Below are 23,608 nucleotides of genomic sequence, written 5' to 3'. Positions count from 1 at the left end.
AGAAGACACTAAACAAATGTTGATTTTAGAAATCAGTTGGCGCAATTTTTGTGTTGCTTTTGAGAGCTATTCTAAAACATATGACCCGAACTATAATTGCAATTACCGCCTTTTTTCTATTTAGTTCTTGTGTGCCAGTTCGTATTGCACCCAGTATTCAAGATTATAAAGTGATGAAAGGAAGGCGATTTAAAAAGGGGCTGTCTAAGCGTTATTTTTTCATTTTTGAAGACCCTAAAGAAGCCAATCAATTCTACAATTATGTCAACACAAAATTTGAACTGCAACATCAAAATGTTTACGATGATATTCCCTTCAAGGTGGATGGTGAACAATTCTTTTTTGCGTTTTATGAAGTAAACATTCCTAATAAAACATTGAATTTTGGGCCGGCAATTTTCAATTCTGTGGTCAGTAGTGCTTTGAATTATGATGACGAGCATGAATTTATTTCTGGGAACCATGTTACCCGTAATGAGAATTGGTATGTAGCTTTAGAGGTTTATAGTGATTTAGAGAAGGACTGTCTAAATCCGAATTCGCTTTCAAAGGAATATGTTTTGACCTATCTTCGATACCTCAAAAAAGAATACCTGACCACTCACAACTATAATGAAACCTTATTTAAAAACTAAGGATTTTTCCGTTACCGGAGAAAGCTTTGAATTACTTCACGATTCTGAACTGGATATGTTGGTGACGCATCCGAAGCCCAAGAATTTAGATGTGTATTATGCCAGTAAAGAATATATCTCGCACACAGATTCAAACGAAAGTTTTGTTGATCAAGTTTATCAGCTCGTTAAGAAATTCAGTCTTCGTTCAAAACTAAGCTTAGTCTCAAAATACGCCAACAACAATAAATCACTTTTAGATATTGGAGCTGGTACGGGTGATTTTGCACTTACGGCTAAAAGAAGCGGATGGTCGGCTTTTGGTGTAGAGCCTAATGTCGATGCCAGATTACGATCGCGCGAAAAAAGAATGGAACTCGTATCTGATATAAGTGAACTGCCCAAAAGAAGATATCAGGTAATTACTCTTTGGCATGTACTTGAACATTTACCGAATCTCGAATCTGATATTGCCCGGATTAAAAACTTGTTGGAGGATGATGGAACTTTAGTCATAGCAGTTCCTAATTTCAAATCTAGAGATGCAGAGCATTACCAAGAGCATTGGGCAGCATATGATGTGCCAAGACACTTATGGCATTTTTCCGCTACTGCCATTGAAAGACTTTTTCAGAAACATGAAATGCAATTGATCAAAAAGCGACCTATGTGGTTCGACGCCTTTTATGTTTCCCTACTCTCTGAAAAATATCAATCGGGCAAGCAAAATTTGGTGAAGGCATTCTTTCAAGGTCTAAAATCAAATTGGCAGGGAATTCGAACCGGAGAATTCTCTTCTATGATATATATTCTTCAAAAATCATAGAACAACCTAAGAGCAGGCCAAAATTCATTATTAGGACCAAGAGCGCTTCCTTTTGGCGCAACTGACTTACGGTCTTATTTTTAAATTAGGCTTTCTTAGAAGGGTTTAAAACGCTTTAATTCTAATAGTTTTTGTCGATTTTAAAATTGTTGTTCAATAATCATTTTCTATTCAAAGTAATTTCCTGATTTTAAATAGTCAAATCAACCTGTATCATTTAAATGCTTTAGTCTTTGATTAAAAAAGCTTTTCTATTTTTGCGCATCTTATGAAACAACTAATAAACTATTTAAATAGAATCACTAGTAGCATGAAAAAATTATTTTTAGGAATATTGGTATTAGGAGCGGTGGCCTGTAAAGAACAAAAAATCGGTTACGTTGATAACGTCAAGTTGATGGAAGAATATCAAGAGAAAATCGATATCGAAGCGTCTTTCAATACCAAAGTAGAGGCACTGGGAAAAAAGAGAGATAGTATTTCGCAAGCTTTTCAGATGGAGGCCCAGGCTTTTCAACAAAAGGCCCAAAAACTTTCTCAACAGAAGGCTCAAGAAGAATACGGCTTAATGCAACAAAAAGGGCAACAGATCGGTCAGCAACTTCAAATGGAAGATCAAAAGCTACAGGCAGAAGGCCAAACGCAAATGGATAGTGTCGTGAACAAGGTTAAGAAAGAAATAAAAGCGTACGGCAAAGCCAATGGTTACACCTACATTTTAGGTGGGGGCGATGGCGGAAGCGTTCTGTATGGCACAGAAGCAAACGATCTAACCGATGAAATCGTAAAGATCTTAAACGATAATTACAAGAAGTAACAGATATCGTTATTCGAACGGAGCTCCTCAAGCGATTTAAAATTGTTTGAGGAGTTTTTTTATGCTTGTAACAGATACAGCAGAAAGATGGCCGGTATGAAGTATACGGCTATGTTTTTGGCCCCTTCATAATCTTTGGCCATTCGCTGCCCAAAAAGCAACATCAAAAGACTAATGCAAGAAAGAAGACTACCGTAGAAAGCAATTGTAGTTTTTTGGTAAACCACAATTTCTAAAAGCCCAACAGCGCAAAGTATTCCGGCAATCGTTTCAATTACCAATAAGGTAAAAAGCAAAAATGGAACTAAGTTGTGTAATGGAGTTTGTGCAAAGTGTTCTTTCAGCCAACTAACGTTTCCCTTCCAATCGAAAATCTTATCTATACCACTCTGTAAAAAAACGATGATCAAAAATAGCAATAAGAGGATCTGAGCGGAATATTGTTGGATTTCTTCCATGGTCGGGAATTTAAGTTTATATCAAAAATAGCACTAAAACCTTACCGAAGGCTTAAGCGGCCTTTTTGTGCAAAAGGCGGGTCAATTTGATTGAAAGGTCGGTCAAAACAATTTTAGAGTTTCCATTGCGCTCGATGTGATAGATGGCATCTTCCAATTCTTGAACAATGAACAGTATATTGTTCTCGTGAACGAAGGGGGCAAACTTTTCTAAATGAAAGCCATCTACATGAATTTTCATAAAAGCAAGATCCGCGGTATTGAAATTGATGAGCAGGGCCTGCCTCATAACCGCCAGGCAATATTGTAAAAATTTCTTTTGGGTTTCTCGGCCCGTTTTAGATACCTCATCGCTCCATAAAATCAACTCATGAATCGCTGTCTTGTTGCCTTTTGCCTTAAAGGCACTTCTCACCCATTGCACAAACCATTTTTCAAAAACCAAATCTTCTGAATCATTGTTCATGAGGTCGAGGGCCTTATTAAAATTGCCGTCGGATTCATGGGCTATGCGCAGAGCCTCTTCGCGGTTCAGTCCTTTTTCGATTAGGGCATCCGCAATGGCATCTTCAGCCAATCTGGGGAAATGTAGAATTTGGCAACGCGAACGTATGGTCTGAATGATCTGCTCTTCGTCCTCCGCAATGAGAATAAAAACCGTTTTATTGGGCGGCTCTTCTATTAATTTTAAGAGTTTGTTGGCGGCTGCCGTATTCATTTTTTCCGCCATCCAAATCAACATCACCTTATACCCGCCTTCGTAAGATTTAAGGCTTAATTTGCGAACTACGTCTTGGGCTTCATCGACACCAATCTGCCCTTGTTTTTTTTCAATGCCTATGAGCCGGTACCAATCGAAGAGATTTCCATAGGGCTGTTCCAAAACAAATTGGCGCCACTCTGCCATGTAGTGGTCGCTGACGGCATGTGTCTTTACCTTGTCTGAGTTCGAGACGGGAAATGCAAAATGCATATCAGGGTGTGAAACCGATTTAAATTTTAGGTTACAGGCCTGATTGCCCTCGGCATTTTCACCATTGCAATTGCCACAAATGACATATTGCGCATAGGCAATGGCCATTGTCAAGGTGCCCGAACCTTCAGGGCCCACAAAAAGTTGTGCATGGGGTATTCGCCCGGCATCTGAACTGGTCGCTAAATGGCTCTTGATATGAGAGAGGCCTAATATGTCTTTGAACAGCATGGTTCAAATATAGCGTATTTGAGGTAAGTAAAGGCGAACCTACATTTTTCAAGACCGGAAAAACCACTTTGGTTCATGAGGCCATTTTCATTGAAGGCAATCATCGGCCGCGATTGAAACTCTTGTGTTTATGGGCTACCGTTCTTACGTCTTTTTATTTACATTTGCGATTCTCAAAAAACCTTATTCATGAAAACGATAGACGATTTTAATTTTAAAGATAAAAAAGCCCTCATACGCGTAGACTTCAATGTTCCCTTGAACGAAAAATTCGAGGTAACCGATACCAACAGAATCGAAGCCGCTAAACCCACTATAATCAAAGTTCTGGAAGATGGCGGAAGCGCTGTTTTAATGAGTCACTTGGGTAGGCCCAAAGGGCAAAACAACCCGGATCTTTCATTAAAGCATATCGTTAGTAAGGTTTCTGAGATCATAGGTGTTTCAGTAAAATTCGTTCTCGATTGTGTTGGAAAAACTGCTGAAGATGCGGTAGCAGCTTTAAAACCAGGTGAGGTTTTGTTGCTGGAGAATTTAAGGTTCTATGCCGAAGAAGAAAAAGGCGATGAGTCTTTTGCCAAGCAATTGAGTGCATTGGGCGATATCTTTGTTAACGACGCATTTGGTACAGCTCACAGGGCTCATGCCTCAACAACCATAGTTGCGCAGTTTTTTACTGAGAACAAATGTTTCGGTTACCTATTGGCCAAAGAAATTGACGCCATTGAAAAAGTAATGCAAACCGGCGAAAAACCAGTTTTGGCTATTTTGGGCGGGGCTAAGGTTTCATCAAAGATCACCATTATCGAAAACATCTTGGATAAGGTCGACCACCTGATTGTTGGTGGAGGTATGACCTACACTTTTATAAAGGCGCAAGGTGGCAAGGTGGGTGATTCTATTTGTGAAGATGACAAAATGGAACTTGCCCTTGATATTTTAAAACAAGCCGAAGAAAAAGGTGTGAAAGTACATATTCCGGTTGATGTAATTGCTGCCAATGATTTTGCCAATGATGCAGACACTCAAATATCACCGGTAAATGAAATTCCTGACGGATGGCAAGGCCTGGATGCCGGCCCTAAGACTTTGGAGAATTTCAAGGAAGTTATTTTGCAGGCAAAGACCATACTTTGGAACGGACCCGTTGGTGTTTTTGAAATGGAGAACTTTTCAAAGGGTACCATCGCTGTTGGAAACTTTATTGATGAAGCCACAAAAAATGGTGCATTTTCTCTTGTTGGTGGTGGAGATTCAGTTGCCGCGGTCAAGCAATTTGGCTTTGAGAACAAGGTAAGTTATGTTTCTACTGGAGGCGGTGCTATGCTAGAAAGTTTAGAAGGCAAAACCCTACCTGGTATCGCTGCAATAATCGAGTAATAAGTGCGTTATCGGTAAGTGGAGGCGACCGTAATTCTTTGATATTTGTACGGGTAAATTTTATTTATCCGAAAAAAAATGCAATTTTAAAGAGGCTACCAAGTCTAGGTGAAATGGCCTTGCGTATGAGCGCACCTTTTATTTAAGAGCGTTTTTGAAATATGATAGGATCAAGAAAAAGTATGCTGGCATTTTTGGCCGGTTCGCTGTTCTACTTACCGTTGACGGCGCAGCAAAAAGATTCTCTATTAGTCACAGAGAAAGATTCGGTATTGTCAATGGCCCAAGAAGTGGGTAGTGATACATTGGCGATGGATATGAACGGGGTAGAACAGATGGAACAGATGGCTGTTGACTCCAATAGTTTGAAAGATAAAAGCCTGTCTCTTATCATAGATGAGGTCATGAAAAAGTATGACCTACAGGATCAAAGTGATGCTGCCCGCTATGATAGTCTTTGGATGAAGGAGCTTTATGAAAATGCTTCCTTATCAGATGAGATGTATAGAGAAGTGGCCGAACTTGATTATGAAAAGGCCTATCCTACTTCTCTACATACCGATACCTTAAAGGCCCGCTTGGCGAAACTCAACCAAAAAACACCGTTCAATGTTGAGTATAATCCTTCTTTAGAAAATGTGATAAGATCGTTTCTTTTTAGAAAGCGAGACTTGATGGAACGTATGCTTACTGCCAGTCAGTTTTATTTTCCTCTTTTTGAACAAGAACTTGACAATCACGATATTCCCTTAGAGATGAAATACCTCTCTATTGTCGAATCGGCTTTGAACCCAAGGGCGCGTTCGCGTGTGGGGGCAACAGGTCTTTGGCAATTCATGTACGGTACGGGAAGGCAGTACAAACTTAACGTTACCAGTTATGTAGATGAACGTAGCGACCCCATTAAATCTACACAAGCCGCTTGTCAGTTTCTTTCAAAGCTTTATGAGATTTATGGTGATTGGGATTTGGCCTTGGCTGCTTATAACTCCGGCCCCGGTAATGTTAACAAAGCTATTCGCCGCTCAGGAGGGATGAAAAACTATTGGAATATTCGTAGTTTTTTGCCTCGTGAGACGGCAGGGTATGTTCCTGCTTTCTTGGCGACCATGTATCTATTCGAATATGCCGAAGAACATGGCCTTAAAGGTCAAAAAGTAGAAAGGCCTTATTTCGAAACCGATACAATTCATGTAAAGAGCTTGATTACGTTCGAACAGATTTCCGAGTTAGTCGGTGTAAGTAAAGAAGAGTTGCGCTTGTTGAACCCATCCTATAAACTAAACGTGGTGCCTTTTGCAGATAACAAAAAATACGCCCTTCGTTTGCCTAAAGATGCAATAGGAAAGTTTGTTGCAAATGAAGTAGCCATTTACAATCATGTGAAGCAAGAGCTGGAGAGTAAAGAAAGTCCGCTGCCTCAATTGGTCAAGCAAGCTGAAGAGAATAGGGTTCGATACAAGGTGCGAAGTGGCGATTATCTTGGTAAGATTGCCGAAATGTATGGGGTAGGCGTTAGCCAGATAAAACGGTGGAACGGACTTAACAGCAACAGCTTAAGGGTAGGTCAGCGGTTGACTATTTTCCCTAGAAGAATGCCCGGTGCTGCGGCCGCTTCGAGCAGTACTTCAAAGGCCTCTTCGCAATCATTTCCCCCAGGAGCGAAGACCCATACGGTACAAAGTGGAGACTCACTTTGGACCATCTCAAAAAAATATCCTGGAATTACTGTTGAAAATTTACGAAAATGGAACGGTATTAGTGGTAAAAACCTAAAACCAGGCACCAAGCTCAAATTATGTGCTTGCCCATCGTAAATCAAACACAAAATGAAAAAAACCGGAACACTACTTCTACTAACCGCATTTATTTTTTTATGCTGTAAAGATTCTAAAAACACCAATTACCTACCTACTTCAACAGGAGCCATCAATTCGATGGTTGCGGTAGTTGATAATCAATTGTGGCGAGGGCATGTGGGCGATAGTATTCGCAAACATTTTGCAGCACCTATTGTGGGTATGCCCATGGATGAACCGCTTTTCAGCATTGATCAAATCGACCCTAAATTTTTTACGGGATCGATTCGCAACACACGTTCGATTCTTTACGTAACCAAAGATTCACTGAATTTAGCACACATAAAAAAAGATATGTATGCTACACCTCAGCGCGTCGGGGTAATTAAGGGAACCACCGACTCTGAGATTCTAGAGAATCTAGGAGAAAAGGCCGATGATATCATAGACTCTTTTAGAGCTTCGGAAATTTCCGCAGCGCAACAACGGTTTGAGCGTTCATTGAATAAGTCAAGTGTTTTGCAAGATGAATTTGGCATCAGCCTTAAAATACCCTCTATCTACAAAACAGGTAAGCACGAAGATAATTTTGTTTGGATCGACCGAGAAATTCATAAGGGCACAGCAAACATTATTGCTTATACCATGCCTTCAGACAGCTTTAATGACCAAGAAACGCTTATAAAGGATATAGTGGCCATGCGTGACTCAATTGGGGAAAAGTATATACCCGGAACCGATGTGCCCGGAAAAGTCACCTATATGCGCACAGAACCGGCCTATGCACCATTTATTTATCCTGTAGAGATAGCAGGGCTCAAAGGAGTTGAGGTTCGCGGCCTTTGGGATATTAAAAATTACCCAATGGCAGGCCCGTTTTTGACCTATATCTTGAATGATAAAGAAAATGATAGAAAACTTGTCTTGGAAGGATTCGTTTTCGCCCCAGCTACCGAAAAGAGAAATGACATGTTCGAACTCGAGGCCATTTTAAAAACGTTGCGATTGGGCGAAGTAATGAACTAATGATAAAATGTATTGTAAAAAGGAAACGCCCATCTCATCGAGATGGGCGTTTTTAATTATTGAAAGTCTACTTTATACGAATGCGAATCCAGTAGAAAGCCTATAAACAAATGCATAAATAACAACCAGTAATAAAGCGAAACAAAACCATGTATACGCTTTAAAATACTTCTTTAGCAATCTGTAGGTCCAATCTCTGAAAGCTTCTAAGTAGATTTCCTTAACAAGTAACATTTTCCTCATACCTTCAAAATTTAAGTTCTAGTACAAAGTTGAGAACAAAATCAGCTTGAACCTGATAAACTGGATGAACGGTCAATCATTTAGATGCCTGTATGTCAATAGTATTTTAGATCGATTATGTGTGTAAATTACTAGACGTTTGGTTACCTAAGTTTTTCACCTGTTTTGTCGAAAGACCCTCATACTTGCGTTGAAGGCATAAAAAAACCGCTGCTTTTAGGGCAGCGGTTCTTAGTTGTTGGGTTAGCTTTACATTTTGACAATAATGAATTCAGATCTTCTGTTCAGTAAGTGCTCTTCTTCGGTACATCTTACGGTACCGTCACATTGATTGATAAGTCTACTTTCACCGTAACCTGTGGCGCTTTCAATACGTTCAGGATCTATACCTTGCGATATGATATAATCACGGGTCGATTTAGCTCTGTTATCCGACAGGTACTCATTATAGGCCCGACTACCTCTTGAATCGGTATGCGATTCGATCTTAATGACCATACCTGGGTATTCTTTCATTACGCTTACCAGCTTGTTAAGCTCTTTGGCCGCATCTGGTCGAATGTATGATTTGTCGAAATCAAAGTAAATCATCTCTGTTTTGATTTTCTTGATTCCATCTTCCAATGCAATCATCTCTTCAAGTCGTTTCAACGCGACATCCACTTCTACTTTTTCATTATCTAAAGTCGCAATTTCCAATTCGTTATCTACATACTGGTCTTTAACCGTTTTTAGGGTGTATTTCGTTGATCCGTCAAGATCTTCGAATACGAAACTACCGTCATCCTCGGTAATCATCTCTTTAAGCTTGATTCCGTTTTCGTCCAATAGCTGAACTAGTGCCTGTGGCATTAAGTCGCCAGAACTAAGTTCGGTAACCACACCTGCAATCGCATTTTCATTGGCAGGAATTTCTTCAAGTGTAAGTCTTTTGAAAGAATAGATGTCATCGTCACCTTTACCACCTTCTCTGTTCGAGGCGAAATACCCCTGTTGATTTTCATCGTTCACGATATATGAAAAGTCGTCTTTGTTGCTATTGATAGGTTTACCCAAATTTTTAACCTCTTGAAAGCCTAACTCTTCGTCATAAACTGATTCGTACACATCAAGACCGCCTAGGCCTGTGTGACCGTCAGACGAGAAGAACAGTTTATCTCCGTTAAAGTAGGGGAACATTTCTCGGTGTTCGGTATTGATTTCTTTACCTAGATTTCTAGGTTCTGAGAAACTTCCATCCTCTAAAACATCTACTACGAACAAATCTGTTTTACCAAGACTGCCCGGCATGTCGGAAACAAAGTAAAGTTGTTTTCCGTCTGGGCTAAGGGCAGGGTGCCCAGTAGAGTAATTATCGCTGTTAAAAGGAACCTCTTCGGCTACCGACCATTCTTCACCAACTTTAGTGGAGCGATAAATCTTCAAATGGCTAACTCCTTTTTTATCACGCTTAAGTTTTTTACCGTAATTATTACGGGTAAAGTACATTGTTTTGTTATCAGGGCTAAACGTTACGGCAGCCTCATGATATTTAGTGTTGATTTTCTTCGAGAACTTTACCGCGTCGCGAAGATCTTCCGATTCGGCATTCATTTTGGCAACATATAGATCAAGGTAGGGCTGATCGTTCCATTTATAACGCCTGTTGCTAAAGATGGAAGAATCTTTCGCCGAGGCATACACTACTTGTGTAGAATCCATAAACATCGGCGAGAAATCTGAGTATTTGGTGTTAATTGCCAAATTCTTGATTTCATAATCGGCGCCTGATCCTAAAATATTGTCAAGAACAACCTCATTTCCATTGGCAAGTAAATCTCTAGAAGCGGTATTTTCGTCACCCTCTTTTATCTTGCGATTGTACAGACGCATTAGCCTTTTTGAGCGTGCATACTTTCCGGTGCCTTTTAATGAGTGCGAATATTTAAAGATATTGTCGGTAGACATTTCTTTACCATAGTTTTCGTAAAGTACATTGTACCACTCATAAGCCTTTTCCATATTTGTATTGAAATAATAGGCGTCGGCAGCTTTTTGAATGATTTCTTTTGAATAATACTTATCACCTTTTGAAAGCGCTTGTTCGTATAGTTCGGCAGCTTCGGCATACCACATTTTATCGAAGTAGTGGTCGGCCCTTTGAATGAGCTTGGTTTTATTTACATTTTCATGAATGGTTCTTTTCTCGCCTGAAAGAACCTCAGAATCTTCAAATTCATCAATATTCGTAGTGGCTGATTTTTCAAGAGAAGTATTACTATTACCTTCTCCTATAGCAACACTGTTCTCAACCTCTAATATCCACATATCCTTATCATATTTACCTTCCATTTTAGATACGCAGGCATCTACGGCCTCGAGACCGTATGGAAAATATTCTAAATAGATATAGTTAAGTCCGTTGGCCTCATTACTTATAGAACCGGCATTCTCAAAACCTTTTTTCTTAAGTTTTTTAACCGCCTTGGCCAGGTTTTTTGAGTTGCTGAAGACACCCGATATGATATAATATCCGTTTTCAACACCGTTCAAATTGCTAAAACTTCTATAGGCGATATTATTTTTTTCGGCAGCTTCTTCGAAGGTCTCATCGATAGAAATAGGCGTATCGTAAGAAGTGAACATTGACGAACTCGTATCTGCCAATGGCCGGCTTTCAAAGCTCAGGTCTTGTATGTCTTGCGCAACAAGACTTAAGCTACATAACAAAATAAATGAGGTAATAAGCTTTTTCATGATTTGGGATATTAGAAAAATCTAGGGGATTTCAATCTGTTGATTCTCGATATCCATTGATATCGAAGAAAAATTTCGTGGGTTCCTGAGTTATAGTTGTTTAAATCACTAATAGAATAATCATAGGCGTAGCCAAAGTTCAATTGGGGCGAAATCTGTAGTCCGAAAATACCGGCCACTGAATCGTCCCACCTATAGTTAACGCCAAGGTTCAATTTTTCGTATATCAGGAAATTACCGGAAACATCAATAGATACAGGGGCTCCGATAACTTGTTTGGCAAAAATGGATGGTTTGAACTTGAGAGATTCGTTCACATCGAAAACGTAACCCGCAATCAGGTTAATATGCATTTCTTCATCCGATTTTCGCTCAATCTCTCTATCATAATGTTCGGATGGAAATAAATTCGGAACACTTAGACCGAAATAAGCCTTATCGGAATAATAGAAGGCCCCAGCTCCAATAGATGGTAAAACCTTTCCGTTCACATTTTCATTAAATACGTTATCATCTTGGTCCCTTCGAATACCTTTTGAAAAATCAAGGCTGAACAATCGTATACCTGCTTTTAGGCCTAGCCCTAGTCGATGGCCTTTTCGGTTGATAACCAGTTGATGAGCGTAGTTGCCATCGATATAAGTTTCGGTCGATGGACCAAGTTCATCTTGAATTACTGAAAGGCCCAGTCCATCAAACTTACCAACCGGAGTATCTATACCGAACGTTATAGTTTGAGGAGAGCCCTCAATACCCTGCCATTGGCTTCGATAGAGCGAAAGCATGGTCAAATGGCCCCGAGATCCCGCATAACCTGCATTAACGGTCAGTGGGTTATATTGGTATTGCGTATATTGAGGATCTTGTTGCCCGTAAAAGGCAGCTGATGCCAGCATCGCAAACGCTAATATTTTATATTTTCCTTTAACTTTTGTCATATACAATTCTTATCTGCTGATGTACAACCAACCTGATTTAGGGGGTGTACTTCCGTCTCCCAATTCCAAAGTGTAATAATAGGTGCCAACCGGAAGATTATCGTCCGATCCAATAGTTGCATTATTTATAGTCTTACCGTTCCACGTGTTATTATAATTCTGGGCACTGAAAACAGTGGCTCCCCATCTATTGAAAACGGTTAGGCTATTATTCGGATATTGCTCGATACATTCTATGTAGAATATATCATTGGCACCATCTCCATTCGGTGAAATTTCGTTATAGACCGTTAGGCATTCCGATTGTGTGATTTCTGGGGTGGCTTCGGTCCTGTCATTATCGGTGTTTGGGTCTATTTGGTCAACATAAATGAGCTCTGCAATATTGGTATATTGCCCATCTTCGTTAACGGTAACTGTCATTTGAAGAGTAGCTGTTTCCCCAACGGTGATAGAAGGAATTTCCCAAACAGAAATACCCTCGTCATAAGCACCCAAGTCTGCGTTGTGAGACACCATAGTATAACCACCGGGCAGAATATCTTCAATACCCACATTGGTGGCGTCATAAGTGCTATTGTTGGTTACGGTTACTGTAAAGGTGACCGTATCGCCATAAAAGGTCTGCGCTTTATCTACAGCTTTGGTTACTTCTAAATCTACTGTTGGGGCATCTATGGTATAGCTGGCCTCATCGTCTTCACTTTGATCGCCATCATCATTATTAGGGGTAGAGTCTGGGTCAAATTGGTCAGAACCTGTGACCTGTGCAATGTTGGTATATTCATCAAGAGTATTGGTTGGCGCGTTTAGCACTACCTCATATGATACTACTTGTGAACCGACCGGTAAGGATGGTAAATTCCAAGTTATTATATTGCCATTGGCAACTCCGCCGTCATTCACCGATTGAAGCGTAAAGCCTACAGGAAGACTATCTTCTATGGTCACATTGGTGGCCAACCCTGGTCCCACATTCACAATTTCCAATTCAAAAGTGACTGTATCACCAGTGTTAGGTGTTTGTAAAGAAGTGGCACTTAGTCTTTTTTCAAGACTTAAATCAGCTGGAATCAAAACAATTTCAGCATTGTCTTCATCGTCTTCGCTCTGGTCACCATCATCATTATTTGGTGCCGAATCAGGGTCTAGTTGGTCAACGGCAATTACCTGTACCGTATTAAAATATTCACCAGATACATTCGTCGGCACATTAATGGTTACCTCAAAACTTAAGGTTATAGAGCTTCCGTTAGGCACGGTAATACCATTCCATACAATGGTTTGCCCGCTTTGTGTGCCTCCGTTGTTCACTGCGGTAATCGTAAAGCCGTCAGGAACCAAATTTTCTATGGAAACACCAGTTGCGGCATCAACCCCAGTGTTTAGAACCTCGATGTTAAAGGTCAAGGTGTCGCCAGGGTTACCTTCTTCGGGAGTTACCGTATTAATAACTTCTAAATCTGCAGATTGTAATATGAATTCAATAGTATCCTCATCATCTTCACTTTGATCGCCATCATCATTGTTTGGCTCAGAATCAGGGTCATACTGATCCACATTCGTTACTTGAACAATGTTCATATATTCATTGGCCACATTGGTCGGATTGTTAACCGTGACTTCAAACGAAACGGAAGATGTAGTACCGGATGGTATAGTGAAACCTGACCAATCAATGGTATTGCCGCTGATAACTCCGCTGTCATTAGCATTCAAAATAGTGAAACCGACAGGAACCAAATTTTGCAAGGAAACATTGGTAGCTTCATCTGGGCCATTGTTTGTTAGATCAATAGTCAAGGTGACAGTATCACCAGGGTTTCCGCTTGGCTGAGAAAGATTGATGCTTATCTCTAAGTCGGCCACTTGGGGAGTTATAGAAGCAGAAGCCTCATCATCTTCACTTTGATCACCATCATCGTTATTGGGCGTAGAATCGCTATCGTAATTGGCCGCGCTCGATACTTGGGCAACATTTATATATTCGTTGGCCGCGCCCGTTGGGGCATTGACCGTGGCGGTAATGTCAATGGACACTGAACTTCCGTTGCTTAAGGCAGGTAACGTCCAATTACCGGTAGGTATATCATAAGTTCCGTTGGTTGCACTTCCAGAATCAGCTACACAAGTAAAACCTACTGGTAACAAATCATTCACTATCGTACCGCCCATGTCATCACTTGGCCCATCGTTATAAGCGGTCAAGGTAAACGTAACCGTATCGCCAACATTTGGGGTAGAATTATCTACAGTTTTCTCAAGTCTAATATCAGAAGTAGCCTGAACAATAATGGTTACGCTATCGGAATTTTGACAAGAATTTCCATCGGTACCTACCACAGTATAGGTGGTAGTGGTTAAAGGGTATACGGTATCGCCATCGGTTACGCCGTTATCCCAAGTATAGCTAGTTGCGCCAGACCCAGTTAGCGTAACTGGCTCGCCTGCATTTATTGTGGTGGTAGTGGCATTGGCAACTACATTGGGTAGCGGCTGAATAGTTAGGGTAACTGCAGTTCTATTAAAACTGGTACAAGATGTTGTGTTATCCCTACTTTCGGCATAATAAGTAATACTGCCTACCGTATTTAAACTTGGGTCGGCAACTACATTTCCTGCGGAGGCGGCATCATACCATACAATACTTGAACCAGCTGGGGCAGTTGCGGTTGCGGTAAGTGTTTGGGTTGGGTTTGCATCACACTGTGTTTGGTCTCCTCCACTTACTGGATCGGCGGGAGTTGCCTCAATGGTAAGAACAACAGGTGTCCTTGTGCTACTCACACAATTAGTTACATTTTCCCTGCTCTCGGCAAAGTAAGTAACGGTTCCTACTGTACTTAAAGATGGATCGGCGACCACATTTCCGCCAGTTGCGGCATCATACCATATGACAACGGCATTTGCTGGAGGTGTAGCGGTAGCTGTTATAGTTTGAATAGGGTTTTGCTCACATTCCGTAATATCCCCTCCACTAATTGGAGCGTCTACAATCGGACAGCTACAGTCGGGAGCCGCCACATTCAAAGTTTGAGTACATGTATTAGGTGCGGTAACGGTCAATGTTATATCATTACCGGCAGTAATACCGGAGATTGTCCAATTATTGCCTCCATTATCCGTTACTGTTCCTTCCGTTGAGGTTACGGTACCCTCGCTAACGCTTACAGAAACTTCATAAGTTAGAAGGTCAGGAGCACAGGTAGCTGCTGAAGCAATTGAAATATCAGGTGTATCCTCTATGGTTAGTGAAACCGGAGTTCTATTAAGACTTGTACAACCCGTGGTGTTATCATTACTTTCGGCATAATAGGTAATGGAGCCAACAGAGTTTAATGTTGGGCTAGCAACTATATTTCCGCCGGATGCGGCATCATACCAAACCACACTTGAATTAGCTGGAGCCGTTGCGGCCGCCGTTAAGGTTTGAATAGGGTTTTGTTCACATTGTGTTTGGTCGCCACTGCTGATTGGAGCCGCGGGAGCCGGATTAATTGTAAGTGAAACGGCAGTTCTTGATAGACTAGTGCACGAGGTCGTATTGTCACTGCTTTCAGCATAGTAGGTAATGGTTCCCACTGAGCTTAGTGTCGGGGTTCCGACAATATTTCCACCGGTGGCAGCATCGTACCAAACCACACTTGATCCAGCGGGCGCTGTTGCCGTAGCCGTCAAAGTCTGTATCGGGCTCTGTTCACATTGAATTTGATCGCCACCGCTGATAGGGGCGTTCGGCGCAGCCTCAATGGTCAAGGTTACAGGCGTTCTGGTGCTGCTTACACAATTAGTCACATTTTCTCTGCTCTCGGCATAGTAAGTAACGGTTCCAACTGCATTTAACGTTGGGCTTGATACTACATTTCCACCAGATGCAGCATCATACCATATTACGGTAGAATTTGCAGGAGGAGTAGCGGTAGCGGTGAGTGTTTGAACCGGATTTTGCTCACATTGTGTTTGGTCTCCCCCACTTGTAGGAGCATTAACTACTGGACAGCTACAATCGGGAGCTGTTACATTTAAAGTCTGAGTACATGTGTTCGGTGCGGTAACGGTCAATGTTATATCATTACCGGCAGTGATACCGGAGATTGTCCAGTTATTGCCTCCATTATCCGTTACTGTTCCTTCCGTTGAGGTTACGGTACCCTCACTGACGTTTACACTAACATCATAAGTCAAAAGATCGGCCGAGCAAGAAGGTCCTGATGCAATCGAAATATCTGGTGTGTCTTGTATTGTCAAGGTTACAGGAGTACGGTTTTCGCTAACACAACCCGTAGTGGCGTTTTCACTTTCGGCATAATAGGTAATAGTTCCAACGGAGCTTAATGTTGGGCTTGCAACAGTATTTCCACCAGTTGAGGCATCGTACCATATAACATTTGAACCTGCAGGGGCTGTTGCCGTGGCGGTCAATGTTTGAATCGGATTTTGCTCACATTGTGTCTGGTCTCCCCCACTTGCAGGTGCGGCAGGATTTGGCTCAATCGTCAGTGTAACCGCGGCACGAGAAAGGCTGACGCACGAAGTCGTATTGTCCCTGCTTTCTGCATAATAAGTAATCGTTCCTATTGAACTTAAGGTGGGGCTTCCGACGGCATTGCCTCCGGTAGCAGCATCATACCATACAATGCTAGAACCTGCAGGGGCAGTAGCCGTGGCCGTTAGAGTCTGAATCGGGTTTTGTTCGCATTGAGTTTGGTCTCCTCCACTTGTTGGGGCGACTGGAGCGGCCTCAATGGTTAAAGTAACTGGTGTTCTTGTAGAACTGGTACAACCATTCACGTTATCTACACTTTCAGCATAATAAGTAATGGTTCCCACTGAATTTAGTTCAGGATTGGCCACCGTATTTCCGTTGGTTGCAGCATCGTACCATACAATACTTGATCCTGCAGGGGGTGTTGCGGTAGCGGTCAAAGTCTGTACTGGGCTCTGCTCACATTGTATTTGATCTCCTCCACTTGTAGGGGCATCGACCGTCGGACAGGCACAGTTGGGTGCGTTTATGGCCAGAGTTTCGAAACAAGAGTTCGAATCTGTTACTGTAACAGTAATATCGGTACCGGATGGTATTGACGAAATAGTCCAGTTATTTCCTCCGTTGTCGGTTACTGTTCCTGCCGATGAGGTTACTGTACCCCTATCAACATCGACTGAAACAGCATAAGTTGTTAGGTCTGCCGAACAAGTTTGAGAGCTCGGAGTTACGGCAATAGTAGGCCTAGAATACATGGTAAGTGTTACTGGTGTTCGAGTTTCACTTACACATCCGCTAGAAGATGTTCTACTTTCAGCGTAGTAGGTCACAGTGCCTACAGAATTCAGAATGGGGCTGGCCACTGTATTTCCGCCGTTAGCAGCGTCGTACCAAATAACTGTTGCTCCGGCAGGCGCTGTAGCGGAAGCGGTCATTGTTTGAGTCGGACTATCCTCGCATTCTGTTTGGTCACCCCCACTTGTGGGTGCTGCTGGTATTGCCTCAATAGTCAAAGTTACCGGAGTTCTCGTAAAACTCGCACAACTTGTAGAATTGTCTTGACTTTCTGCATAGTAGGTTACTGTTCCAACGGAACTTAATGTTGGGCTTGCCACCGTATTTCCGCCGGAAGCTGCATCGTACCAAACAATGCTTGAACCCGCAGGGGCGGTAGCTGTGGCTGTTAATGTTTGAATCGGATTTTGTTCACATTGGGTTTGGTCGCCCCCACTTGTTGGAGCTGAGGGAGCAGGCTCAATAGTTAAGGTAACTGCGGTTCTCGAATCGCTGGTACATCCAGAACTGATATTTGAACTTTCGGCATAATAGGTTACTGTTCCAACGGAACTTAATGTTGGGCTTGCTACCGTATTTCCGCCAGAGGCGGCATCGTACCAAACAATACTCGACCCGGCAGGTGCGGTAGCGGAAGCTGTTAATGTCTGAATCGGATTTTGTTCACATTGTGTTTGGTCGCCACCACTTGTTGGAGCGGCAGGAATAGCTTCAATGGTAAGGCTGACCGCAGTTCTGGTAAGACTGGTACAGCCGGTACCGCTATCAACACTTTCGGCATAATAGGTAATGGTTCCAACAGAGCTTAAGGTTGGGCTGGCAACCATATTTCCGCCAGAGTCGGCATCATACCAAACAATACTTGATCCCGCAGGTGCGGTAGCCGTAGCTGTTAATGTTTGAATGGGATTTTGCTCGCATTGTACTTGATCTCCACCGCTCGTAGGTGCAACCGGAGCTGGATTCACTGTAAGGGTAACCGCATTTGAGGTTGCATCTCCGCAAGTGGCCGATATACTTGAAGCTACCAATCTGTATTGTGATCCGTTCAAAGTATTCGAAACACTTGAAACGGTCAAAGTGTTTGTTGTTGTATTGCTATAGGGAACTGCCTCTGTCAAATCATTCCACGTGCTACCGTCGAATGACTGCCATTGATAACTGGAAGCATCTGTCGCAGTAGCAGTAAAAGTTGCGGTGTCGCCCTCGCAGGCAGTTTGGTCAGATGGCTGAGAAGTTATAGAAGGGGGGTTATGCACGATAATGTTCAGCTGTGCCCTTGGACCTTCACAATTCGCCGATGAAACGGTCTGTGATACCCAATAGGAGGTCGTTCCAGCACTTGCTGTACTTGGCACTGTTGTGCCTGGTATCACGTTACCTCCGGTAGGAGCATCGTACCAAGTAGGATTGCTGCCTGATTGAATATAGCTATCCAGTTGTTGAGCAGTATCACCGATACAGTAGTCAACATTGTTTTGTGTTAAAGTAGGAGCAACAGGTATGCTGTAAACCACGACATCAATCTGAGTTCTTTCACTCTCACAAAAGGTGTCATCATCTACTTGGCTCACATAGTATGAAGTGGTTCCTGCAGTTGCCGTGCTTGGTGTCGGCGCTGTACTGCTGGGCGTTCCTCCGGTTGCCACAGTGTACCATTGTAATGTGTGATCAGATAAAGCTGTTGCCGTTAAAGGGCTCGCCGTATCACCGACACAGTATTCTACTGGCGAATCGGCGACCGGTGCAGATGGCCTTGGAATTTGATAAAGGTTAATTGATAAAAAGTCTTCACTAGAACAACCGTTAGAGTTCTGTGAGTAAACCAAGAAATTTCTAAAAAAATCGGCACTTGCAGGAGGCGTATATGTTGTGGTGTTCGAAGCCACCAAATTTCCAGAGTCATCATACCAATTGGCGGTTTCACCAGCAGCCGTATCTACTGTTACGGTCATGGTCGGAACCTCTTCACCTTCACAATATATATACTCATCTGTGCCTGAGGGGGGGTCAACATCGTTGACTACTGTGATGTTGAAAGATCTTTCTGAGAAATTACCGGCAGCATCACGTACCGTATATTCTATGGTAGTGGTACCGACATCAAATTGGTCGCCACTATTTAGACCTGTTCCATCACTTCTAAAAATGATATAGTCAGCCAGCTCACAATCAGTATTGTTGATGTTGGTTACGATTGTACCGGGAATTAAAAGGTCATCAAGATAGGCGTCAATACCAGCGCCCACAGGTCTATCAGAAGAGTACCTGATTCTAAGCTGATAGTTTCCCGTTAGGTTGAAGGGTATAATTTCCTGCTGTAAGTTAGTGTCAGAATAGCTTTCTGTATAATAATCGGAAATAATCTCATTTCCGTTTTCATCCAAAATATCTAGATGAATAACGGGATCGTTGTTTATTGTAGAAACAAAATGTGAGAATGTAATTTCCCCATATCCATTAAAATAAAATACGGGGGTCGTCATAAAACCGGTAAAGTTAAATCGACTAGATAGGTTATTCGTTGTAAAATTTCTTGTGCCGTTAACCTCCCCATTGTTACTGATGTTACTTCGTGTAAAGGTGTAACATTGGTTGATGGCCGATTCGAAATCTTGGAGTACTGGAGCTTCGCCCTCTCCCGCAGGACAGTTGTCAGACGCGGTTGGGTATGCCCATGTATGTGGTACGGTACAAGTGTTTGGGTCGGCATTTAACGTTACGTCACTTGGAAATGTGTCGAATACCGGGTCTTCTTCATCTTCTACCGTTACATTAAAAGTACAGACAGAAACATTTCCTGAGGCATCTTCAGCCCTATAGATGACAGCTGTCGTACCGGGTAAAAACCAATCGCCCGGGCTATAATTGCTGGTCACACTAACCGCGTCGGCAGAGGCCGTAGGGGGTGTCCAAGTTACCATTGCCCCACAAACTCCGGGAGTGTATGACATAGAGACATCGTTTGGCGGACAGTTGGTAAAGGTAGGTGGTAGGGTTGTGTTATATGAATTCGATGCCCGATCAACTTTAGCAGATGGGGGTGAAACTTTAGGATTCTCTTCGGGGGAGAAACTTGTAAAGCTTGCCATTATTGAGAAAGCAATGAACAATCTTAGTAAGCTTTGCATAAGTGATATAGAACTTGGTTGATGGGCTCTGGCATCGCAAAAAATGCCGGTCGGGCACACCATATTATTATTTACTATACAACGCAAAGGTGACCAAAACCATATCTGTGGTCGATTTAATGTTGTGAAACCGGGGCGTTTTGTAGTGTAATAAGGGATATGTTGATGGCAAGTGCACATACCATCAGGCATAATTAGAATGCCGTTTTAGAGGAAAATGTAGGAATCACCGACAAGAGAATACCGAATGGTTTCTTGCGATGTAGGAGTTTTTCTAAATAAAAAAACCCTTGGAGTTATAAACTCAAGGGCTGTACTATCGAAGGTATATAAATACTACTCTTTCTTATCCTCTAATTGCTCGTCTTCTTTAGAAGCATCTTTGAATTCTTTGATCCCGCTTCCTAGACCACGCATTAGTTCGGGTATTTTTTTACCTCCGAACAATAATAGAACCACCAACACTACGATGGCGATTTGCCACGGCCCAATGGCCAAGAAAATCTGTAAAGCTGTCATAATCTCGAATTAATTGAATAACAAATGTAATCAAAAATTAGCAATGCCCGTGTTAATGTTATCTTCAGATTTCAAATTTGTAAAATGAAAACCTTGTGCACAAAATTTAAGCAGGCCATAAATTTTATCTTCAAGAGGCTGAGTGTATGCTTCCATGCGTATATTTGTGTACCATGGCCAAAAAGACAAAGAAAAGAAAGGAAATTAAACGAAAACTGCTTCACAAGTATCGTTTGGTTATTCTTAACGAAAGTACTTTTGAAGAGAAAATCTCTTTTAAGCTTAGCAGATTAAATGTTTTTGTTACTGGGTCACTTTGTATCATCGGTCTTATCGCGTTGACGACACTTTTGATTGCATTTACACCCTTGAGAGAGTATATACCAGGCTATTCTTCTACCCGCTTGAAAAAGCAAGCTACTGATTTGACATACAAAACGGACTCTTTGGTGGCCAACTTAAATAATACCAATAGGTATTTAGAGAATATTCGCAAAGTTCTTATTGGCGATTTAGAAAGTGGAGAAGTCAATTTAGACTCTTTGAGGGAACAGTTCAAACTGGATCCTTCGAGTATAGATTTGACCCCTATCAGGGAAGATTCAGTTTTGAGGGCAGAAGTCGCCTTAGAGGATAAGTACAACCTTTTTGAGCGTAATACTACAGGGACTGATATGATACTATTTCCGCCGTTAAATGGAGAAATATCGCAAGGGTTCAATCTAGACCAAAAACATTTTGCGGTCGATGTAACTGCTCCTACGGATACACCTGTAAAAGCGGTTGCCAATGGCACTGTTATTTTTGCCGAGTGGACAGCAGATACAGGTTATGTGATTATTTTGGAACATAAAGACGGACTGTTAAGTGTTTATAAGCACAACGGGTCGCTGAGCAAGTCTCAAGGGGAAGTAGTACGTGCCGGCGAGGTCATTGCATCGGTAGGTAATACCGGCGAGTTATCAACCGGTCCTCACCTTCATTTCGAACTCTGGAACAACGGAAATACTGTAAACCCAATGGATTATATCGATTTTTAAAACAATCGGTATATTTTAATCTATTAAACTTCACGCCTAGTTCATGTCTATAAAATCTTTTGCAGCAAAGTTATTTGCAAAATATATCGCCAAACAAACGGCACAATGGAGAGATAACCCAATTGAGACCCAGAAGCGAGTCTTTCGGCAGTTGATTGAAAAGGCAAAACTTACCCAATTTGGGCAAGAGCACGATTTCGGTTCGATTACTAATCATTCAGATTTTGTTAAGAAGGTACCCATTCGAGATTATGAGGAGTTAAAACCTTATGTTGAGAAGGTGGTCGCGGGCGAAGAAAACATTCTTTGGCCAGACAAGCCGATTTATTTTGCCAAAACTTCTGGAACCACATCTGGGGCGAAGTATATACCGATTTCAAAGACTTCTATCAAGCATCAGGTCAAAGCATCTAGAAATGCGATTCTTAATTATATTCACGAAACAGGTAATTCCGACTTTGTTGACGGTAAAATGATTTTTCTACAAGGAAGTCCTGAGTTACATGAAAAAAATGGAATCAAGCTCGGTCGATTATCGGGTATCTCAGCACACTATGTGCCGAACTACCTACAAAAAAATCGACTTCCCAGTTGGAAAACAAATTGCATAGAAGATTGGGAAACAAAGGTCGATACAATCGTTGAGGAAACCATGCTCGAGGATATGACGGTAATTGCCGGTATACCCTCTTGGGTACAAATGTATTTCGAGCGACTTCAAATTAAATCGGGCAAGAAAGTAGGCTCACTTTTTCCCAACTTTCAACTTTTTATATATGGTGGGGTGAACTATGAGCCATATCGGGCGAAATTCGAGTCTCTGATCGGAAGAAAAGTGGATAGTATAGAACTCTTTCCTGCAAGTGAAGGCTTCTTTGCCTATCAAGATTCACAAAAAGATAAGGGAATGCTTCTACTTCTTGATTCAGGCATTTTTTACGAGTTCGTTCGGGCAGATGAATTTTTTAATGAGAACGCTGAGCGGTGTACGCTAGAGAAAGTTGAAATAGGCGTTAATTATGTAATGATTATATCTTCAGATGCCGGTCTGTGGGCCTATAATCTGGGAGATACCGTTCAGTTTATTTCTCTTGAACCTTTTAAGATTATTGTCTCAGGAAGGATAAAACATTTTATATCCGCTTTCGGGGAGCACGTCATTGCCAAGGAGGTTGAAGAAGCGATGAACCAGGCCATAGCCGGTACCGATGCTCGAATCAACGAATTTACTGTTGCGCCCCAAATTGTACCTGAGGAAAATGAGCTTCCTTACCACGAATGGCTGGTAGAGTTTGAAAAGAAACCTTCAGATATGACCCAATTCATTTCCATACTGGACCAAAGCTTACAAAAGCAAAACAGTTATTATTTTGATTTGATGGATGGTAACATACTTCAAACATTAAAGGTAACAAGTATAAAACCTGGGGGCTTTAATGATTTTATGAAAAGCCGAGGTAAGCTAGGTGGGCAAAACAAGGTACAGCGCTTGGCAAATGACAGGTCTATTGCTGATCTACTTCAAACTTTTAAAGAAATATAATACCAAGTAGAATAAAAATTTAAGAACCTCGTTCTTATCATATTAATCAGCAA

At 41.8% G+C, this 23,608-nt stretch carries 16 protein-coding genes; 9 read left to right on the top strand and 7 right to left on the bottom strand.

The window, feature by feature from the left end; translation table 11 throughout:
* The first annotated feature begins 80 nt into the window (after positions 1–80).
* The 3 genes from IL356_RS03845 (at position 81) to IL356_RS03835 (ending at position 2,257) form a co-directional block, all read left to right on the top strand.
* Positions 81–635, top strand: a complete 555-nt coding sequence (locus IL356_RS03845; protein WP_121847122.1) for a hypothetical protein — start codon at positions 81–83, stop codon at positions 633–635.
* Positions 613–1,440 (top strand): class I SAM-dependent methyltransferase, encoded by an 828-nt coding sequence (locus IL356_RS03840; protein WP_121847123.1) that lies wholly within the window; start codon positions 613–615, stop codon positions 1,438–1,440. The genes IL356_RS03845 and IL356_RS03840 overlap by 23 nt, the downstream gene beginning before the upstream one ends.
* Before the next feature lie 310 nt (positions 1,441–1,750).
* Complete coding sequence (locus IL356_RS03835) at positions 1,751–2,257, top strand: OmpH family outer membrane protein (protein WP_121847124.1); 507 nt, start codon at positions 1,751–1,753, stop codon at positions 2,255–2,257.
* Positions 2,258–2,316: 59 nt separating this feature from the next.
* On the opposite strand, the gene IL356_RS03830 is transcribed toward IL356_RS03835, so the two are convergent.
* Together IL356_RS03830 and IL356_RS03825 are read right to left on the bottom strand one after the other, a co-directional pair.
* Positions 2,317–2,715, bottom strand: coding sequence for a DoxX family membrane protein (locus tag IL356_RS03830; RefSeq protein ID WP_121847125.1), 399 nt, complete (start codon positions 2,713–2,715; stop codon positions 2,317–2,319).
* A 52-nt stretch (positions 2,716–2,767) separates the two neighbouring features.
* Positions 2,768–3,919, bottom strand: a complete 1,152-nt coding sequence (locus tag IL356_RS03825) for a DNA polymerase III subunit (protein WP_121847126.1) — start codon at positions 3,917–3,919, stop codon at positions 2,768–2,770.
* 189 nt (positions 3,920–4,108) lie between these two features.
* On the opposite strand from IL356_RS03825, the gene IL356_RS03820 reads away from it, so the two are divergent.
* The 3 genes from IL356_RS03820 (at position 4,109) to IL356_RS03810 (ending at position 8,124) form a co-directional block, all read left to right on the top strand.
* The gene (locus IL356_RS03820) at positions 4,109–5,299 is read left to right on the top strand and encodes a phosphoglycerate kinase (RefSeq protein ID WP_121847127.1); all 1,191 of its coding nucleotides are present in this window, start codon (positions 4,109–4,111) and stop codon (positions 5,297–5,299) included.
* A 161-nt stretch (positions 5,300–5,460) separates the two neighbouring features.
* Positions 5,461–7,116 (top strand): lytic transglycosylase domain-containing protein, encoded by a 1,656-nt coding sequence (locus IL356_RS03815; protein ID WP_225621380.1) that lies wholly within the window; start codon positions 5,461–5,463, stop codon positions 7,114–7,116.
* Between the two features lie 12 nt (positions 7,117–7,128).
* Positions 7,129–8,124: a DUF4837 family protein gene (locus IL356_RS03810; RefSeq protein ID WP_121847128.1), complete on the top strand. Its 996-nt coding sequence runs from the start codon at positions 7,129–7,131 to the stop codon at positions 8,122–8,124.
* 72 nt (positions 8,125–8,196) lie between these two features.
* On the opposite strand, the gene IL356_RS20285 is transcribed toward IL356_RS03810, so the two are convergent.
* The 4 genes from IL356_RS20285 to IL356_RS03795 all read right to left on the bottom strand — a co-directional run bounded on the left by IL356_RS20285 (position 8,197) and on the right by IL356_RS03795 (position 20,276).
* The gene (locus IL356_RS20285) at positions 8,197–8,358 is read right to left on the bottom strand and encodes a DUF6747 family protein (RefSeq protein ID WP_317173275.1); all 162 of its coding nucleotides are present in this window, start codon (positions 8,356–8,358) and stop codon (positions 8,197–8,199) included.
* A gap of 258 nt (positions 8,359–8,616) precedes the next feature.
* A complete protein-coding gene (locus tag IL356_RS03805) occupies positions 8,617–11,103 on the bottom strand; it encodes an OmpA family protein (protein ID WP_225621379.1) in 2,487 nt (828 codons plus the stop codon).
* Between the two features lie 11 nt (positions 11,104–11,114).
* Complete coding sequence (locus IL356_RS03800; RefSeq protein ID WP_225621378.1) at positions 11,115–12,041, bottom strand: PorP/SprF family type IX secretion system membrane protein; 927 nt, start codon at positions 12,039–12,041, stop codon at positions 11,115–11,117.
* 9 nt (positions 12,042–12,050) lie between these two features.
* Complete coding sequence (locus IL356_RS03795; RefSeq protein ID WP_240467924.1) at positions 12,051–20,276, bottom strand: Ig-like domain-containing protein; 8,226 nt, start codon at positions 20,274–20,276, stop codon at positions 12,051–12,053.
* On the opposite strand from IL356_RS03795, the gene IL356_RS20240 reads away from it, so the two are divergent.
* Positions 20,266–20,475 carry a hypothetical protein gene (locus IL356_RS20240; RefSeq protein WP_240467925.1) on the top strand — a complete coding sequence of 70 codons (210 nt, stop codon included), beginning with the start codon at positions 20,266–20,268 and terminating at the stop codon, positions 20,473–20,475. The two genes, IL356_RS03795 and IL356_RS20240, sit on opposite strands and share 11 nt — an antisense overlap.
* Before the next feature lie 314 nt (positions 20,476–20,789).
* On the opposite strand, the gene tatA is transcribed toward IL356_RS20240, so the two are convergent.
* Positions 20,790–20,972: a twin-arginine translocase TatA/TatE family subunit gene (tatA, locus tag IL356_RS03790; protein WP_121847130.1), complete on the bottom strand. Its 183-nt coding sequence runs from the start codon at positions 20,970–20,972 to the stop codon at positions 20,790–20,792.
* Between the two features lie 173 nt (positions 20,973–21,145).
* On the opposite strand from tatA, the gene IL356_RS03785 reads away from it, so the two are divergent.
* Both IL356_RS03785 and IL356_RS03780 read left to right on the top strand, forming a co-directional pair.
* Entirely contained in the window at positions 21,146–22,012 is an 867-nt protein-coding gene (locus tag IL356_RS03785) for a M23 family metallopeptidase (protein ID WP_121847131.1), read from the top strand.
* A 43-nt stretch (positions 22,013–22,055) separates the two neighbouring features.
* Positions 22,056–23,555 (top strand): GH3 auxin-responsive promoter family protein, encoded by a 1,500-nt coding sequence (locus tag IL356_RS03780; protein ID WP_121847132.1) that lies wholly within the window; start codon positions 22,056–22,058, stop codon positions 23,553–23,555.
* The last annotated feature ends 53 nt before the right edge of the window (positions 23,556–23,608 follow it).

This window comes from Euzebyella marina (genome assembly GCF_014855515.1).
Classification (GTDB): Bacteria; Bacteroidota; Bacteroidia; order Flavobacteriales; family Flavobacteriaceae; genus Euzebyella; species Euzebyella marina.
Note: the sequence above shows the minus strand (reverse complement) of the source record. Positions and strands in the feature narration are given on the sequence as shown.

Excerpts from the sequence above, each read along its gene's own strand:
- IL356_RS03845 (WP_121847122.1), top strand. The coding sequence starts at position 81 with ATGACCCGAACTATAATTGCAATTACCGCCTTTTTTCTATTTAGTTCT.
- IL356_RS03840 (WP_121847123.1), top strand. The coding sequence starts at position 613 with ATGAAACCTTATTTAAAAACTAAGGATTTTTCCGTTACCGGAGAAAGC.
- IL356_RS03835 (WP_121847124.1), top strand. The coding sequence starts at position 1,751 with ATGAAAAAATTATTTTTAGGAATATTGGTATTAGGAGCGGTGGCCTGT.
- IL356_RS03830 (WP_121847125.1), bottom strand. The coding sequence starts at position 2,715 with ATGGAAGAAATCCAACAATATTCCGCTCAGATCCTCTTATTGCTATTT.
- IL356_RS03825 (WP_121847126.1), bottom strand. The coding sequence starts at position 3,919 with ATGCTGTTCAAAGACATATTAGGCCTCTCTCATATCAAGAGCCATTTA.
- IL356_RS03820 (WP_121847127.1), top strand. The coding sequence starts at position 4,109 with ATGAAAACGATAGACGATTTTAATTTTAAAGATAAAAAAGCCCTCATA.
- IL356_RS03815 (WP_225621380.1), top strand. The coding sequence starts at position 5,461 with ATGATAGGATCAAGAAAAAGTATGCTGGCATTTTTGGCCGGTTCGCTG.
- IL356_RS03810 (WP_121847128.1), top strand. The coding sequence starts at position 7,129 with ATGAAAAAAACCGGAACACTACTTCTACTAACCGCATTTATTTTTTTA.
- IL356_RS20285 (WP_317173275.1), bottom strand. The coding sequence starts at position 8,358 with ATGTTACTTGTTAAGGAAATCTACTTAGAAGCTTTCAGAGATTGGACC.
- IL356_RS03805 (WP_225621379.1), bottom strand. The coding sequence starts at position 11,103 with ATGAAAAAGCTTATTACCTCATTTATTTTGTTATGTAGCTTAAGTCTT.
- IL356_RS03800 (WP_225621378.1), bottom strand. The coding sequence starts at position 12,041 with ATGACAAAAGTTAAAGGAAAATATAAAATATTAGCGTTTGCGATGCTG.
- IL356_RS03795 (WP_240467924.1), bottom strand. The coding sequence starts at position 20,276 with ATGTCATACACTCCCGGAGTTTGTGGGGCAATGGTAACTTGGACACCC.
- tatA (WP_121847130.1), bottom strand. The coding sequence starts at position 20,972 with ATGACAGCTTTACAGATTTTCTTGGCCATTGGGCCGTGGCAAATCGCC.
- IL356_RS03785 (WP_121847131.1), top strand. The coding sequence starts at position 21,146 with ATGGCCAAAAAGACAAAGAAAAGAAAGGAAATTAAACGAAAACTGCTT.
- IL356_RS03780 (WP_121847132.1), top strand. The coding sequence starts at position 22,056 with ATGTCTATAAAATCTTTTGCAGCAAAGTTATTTGCAAAATATATCGCC.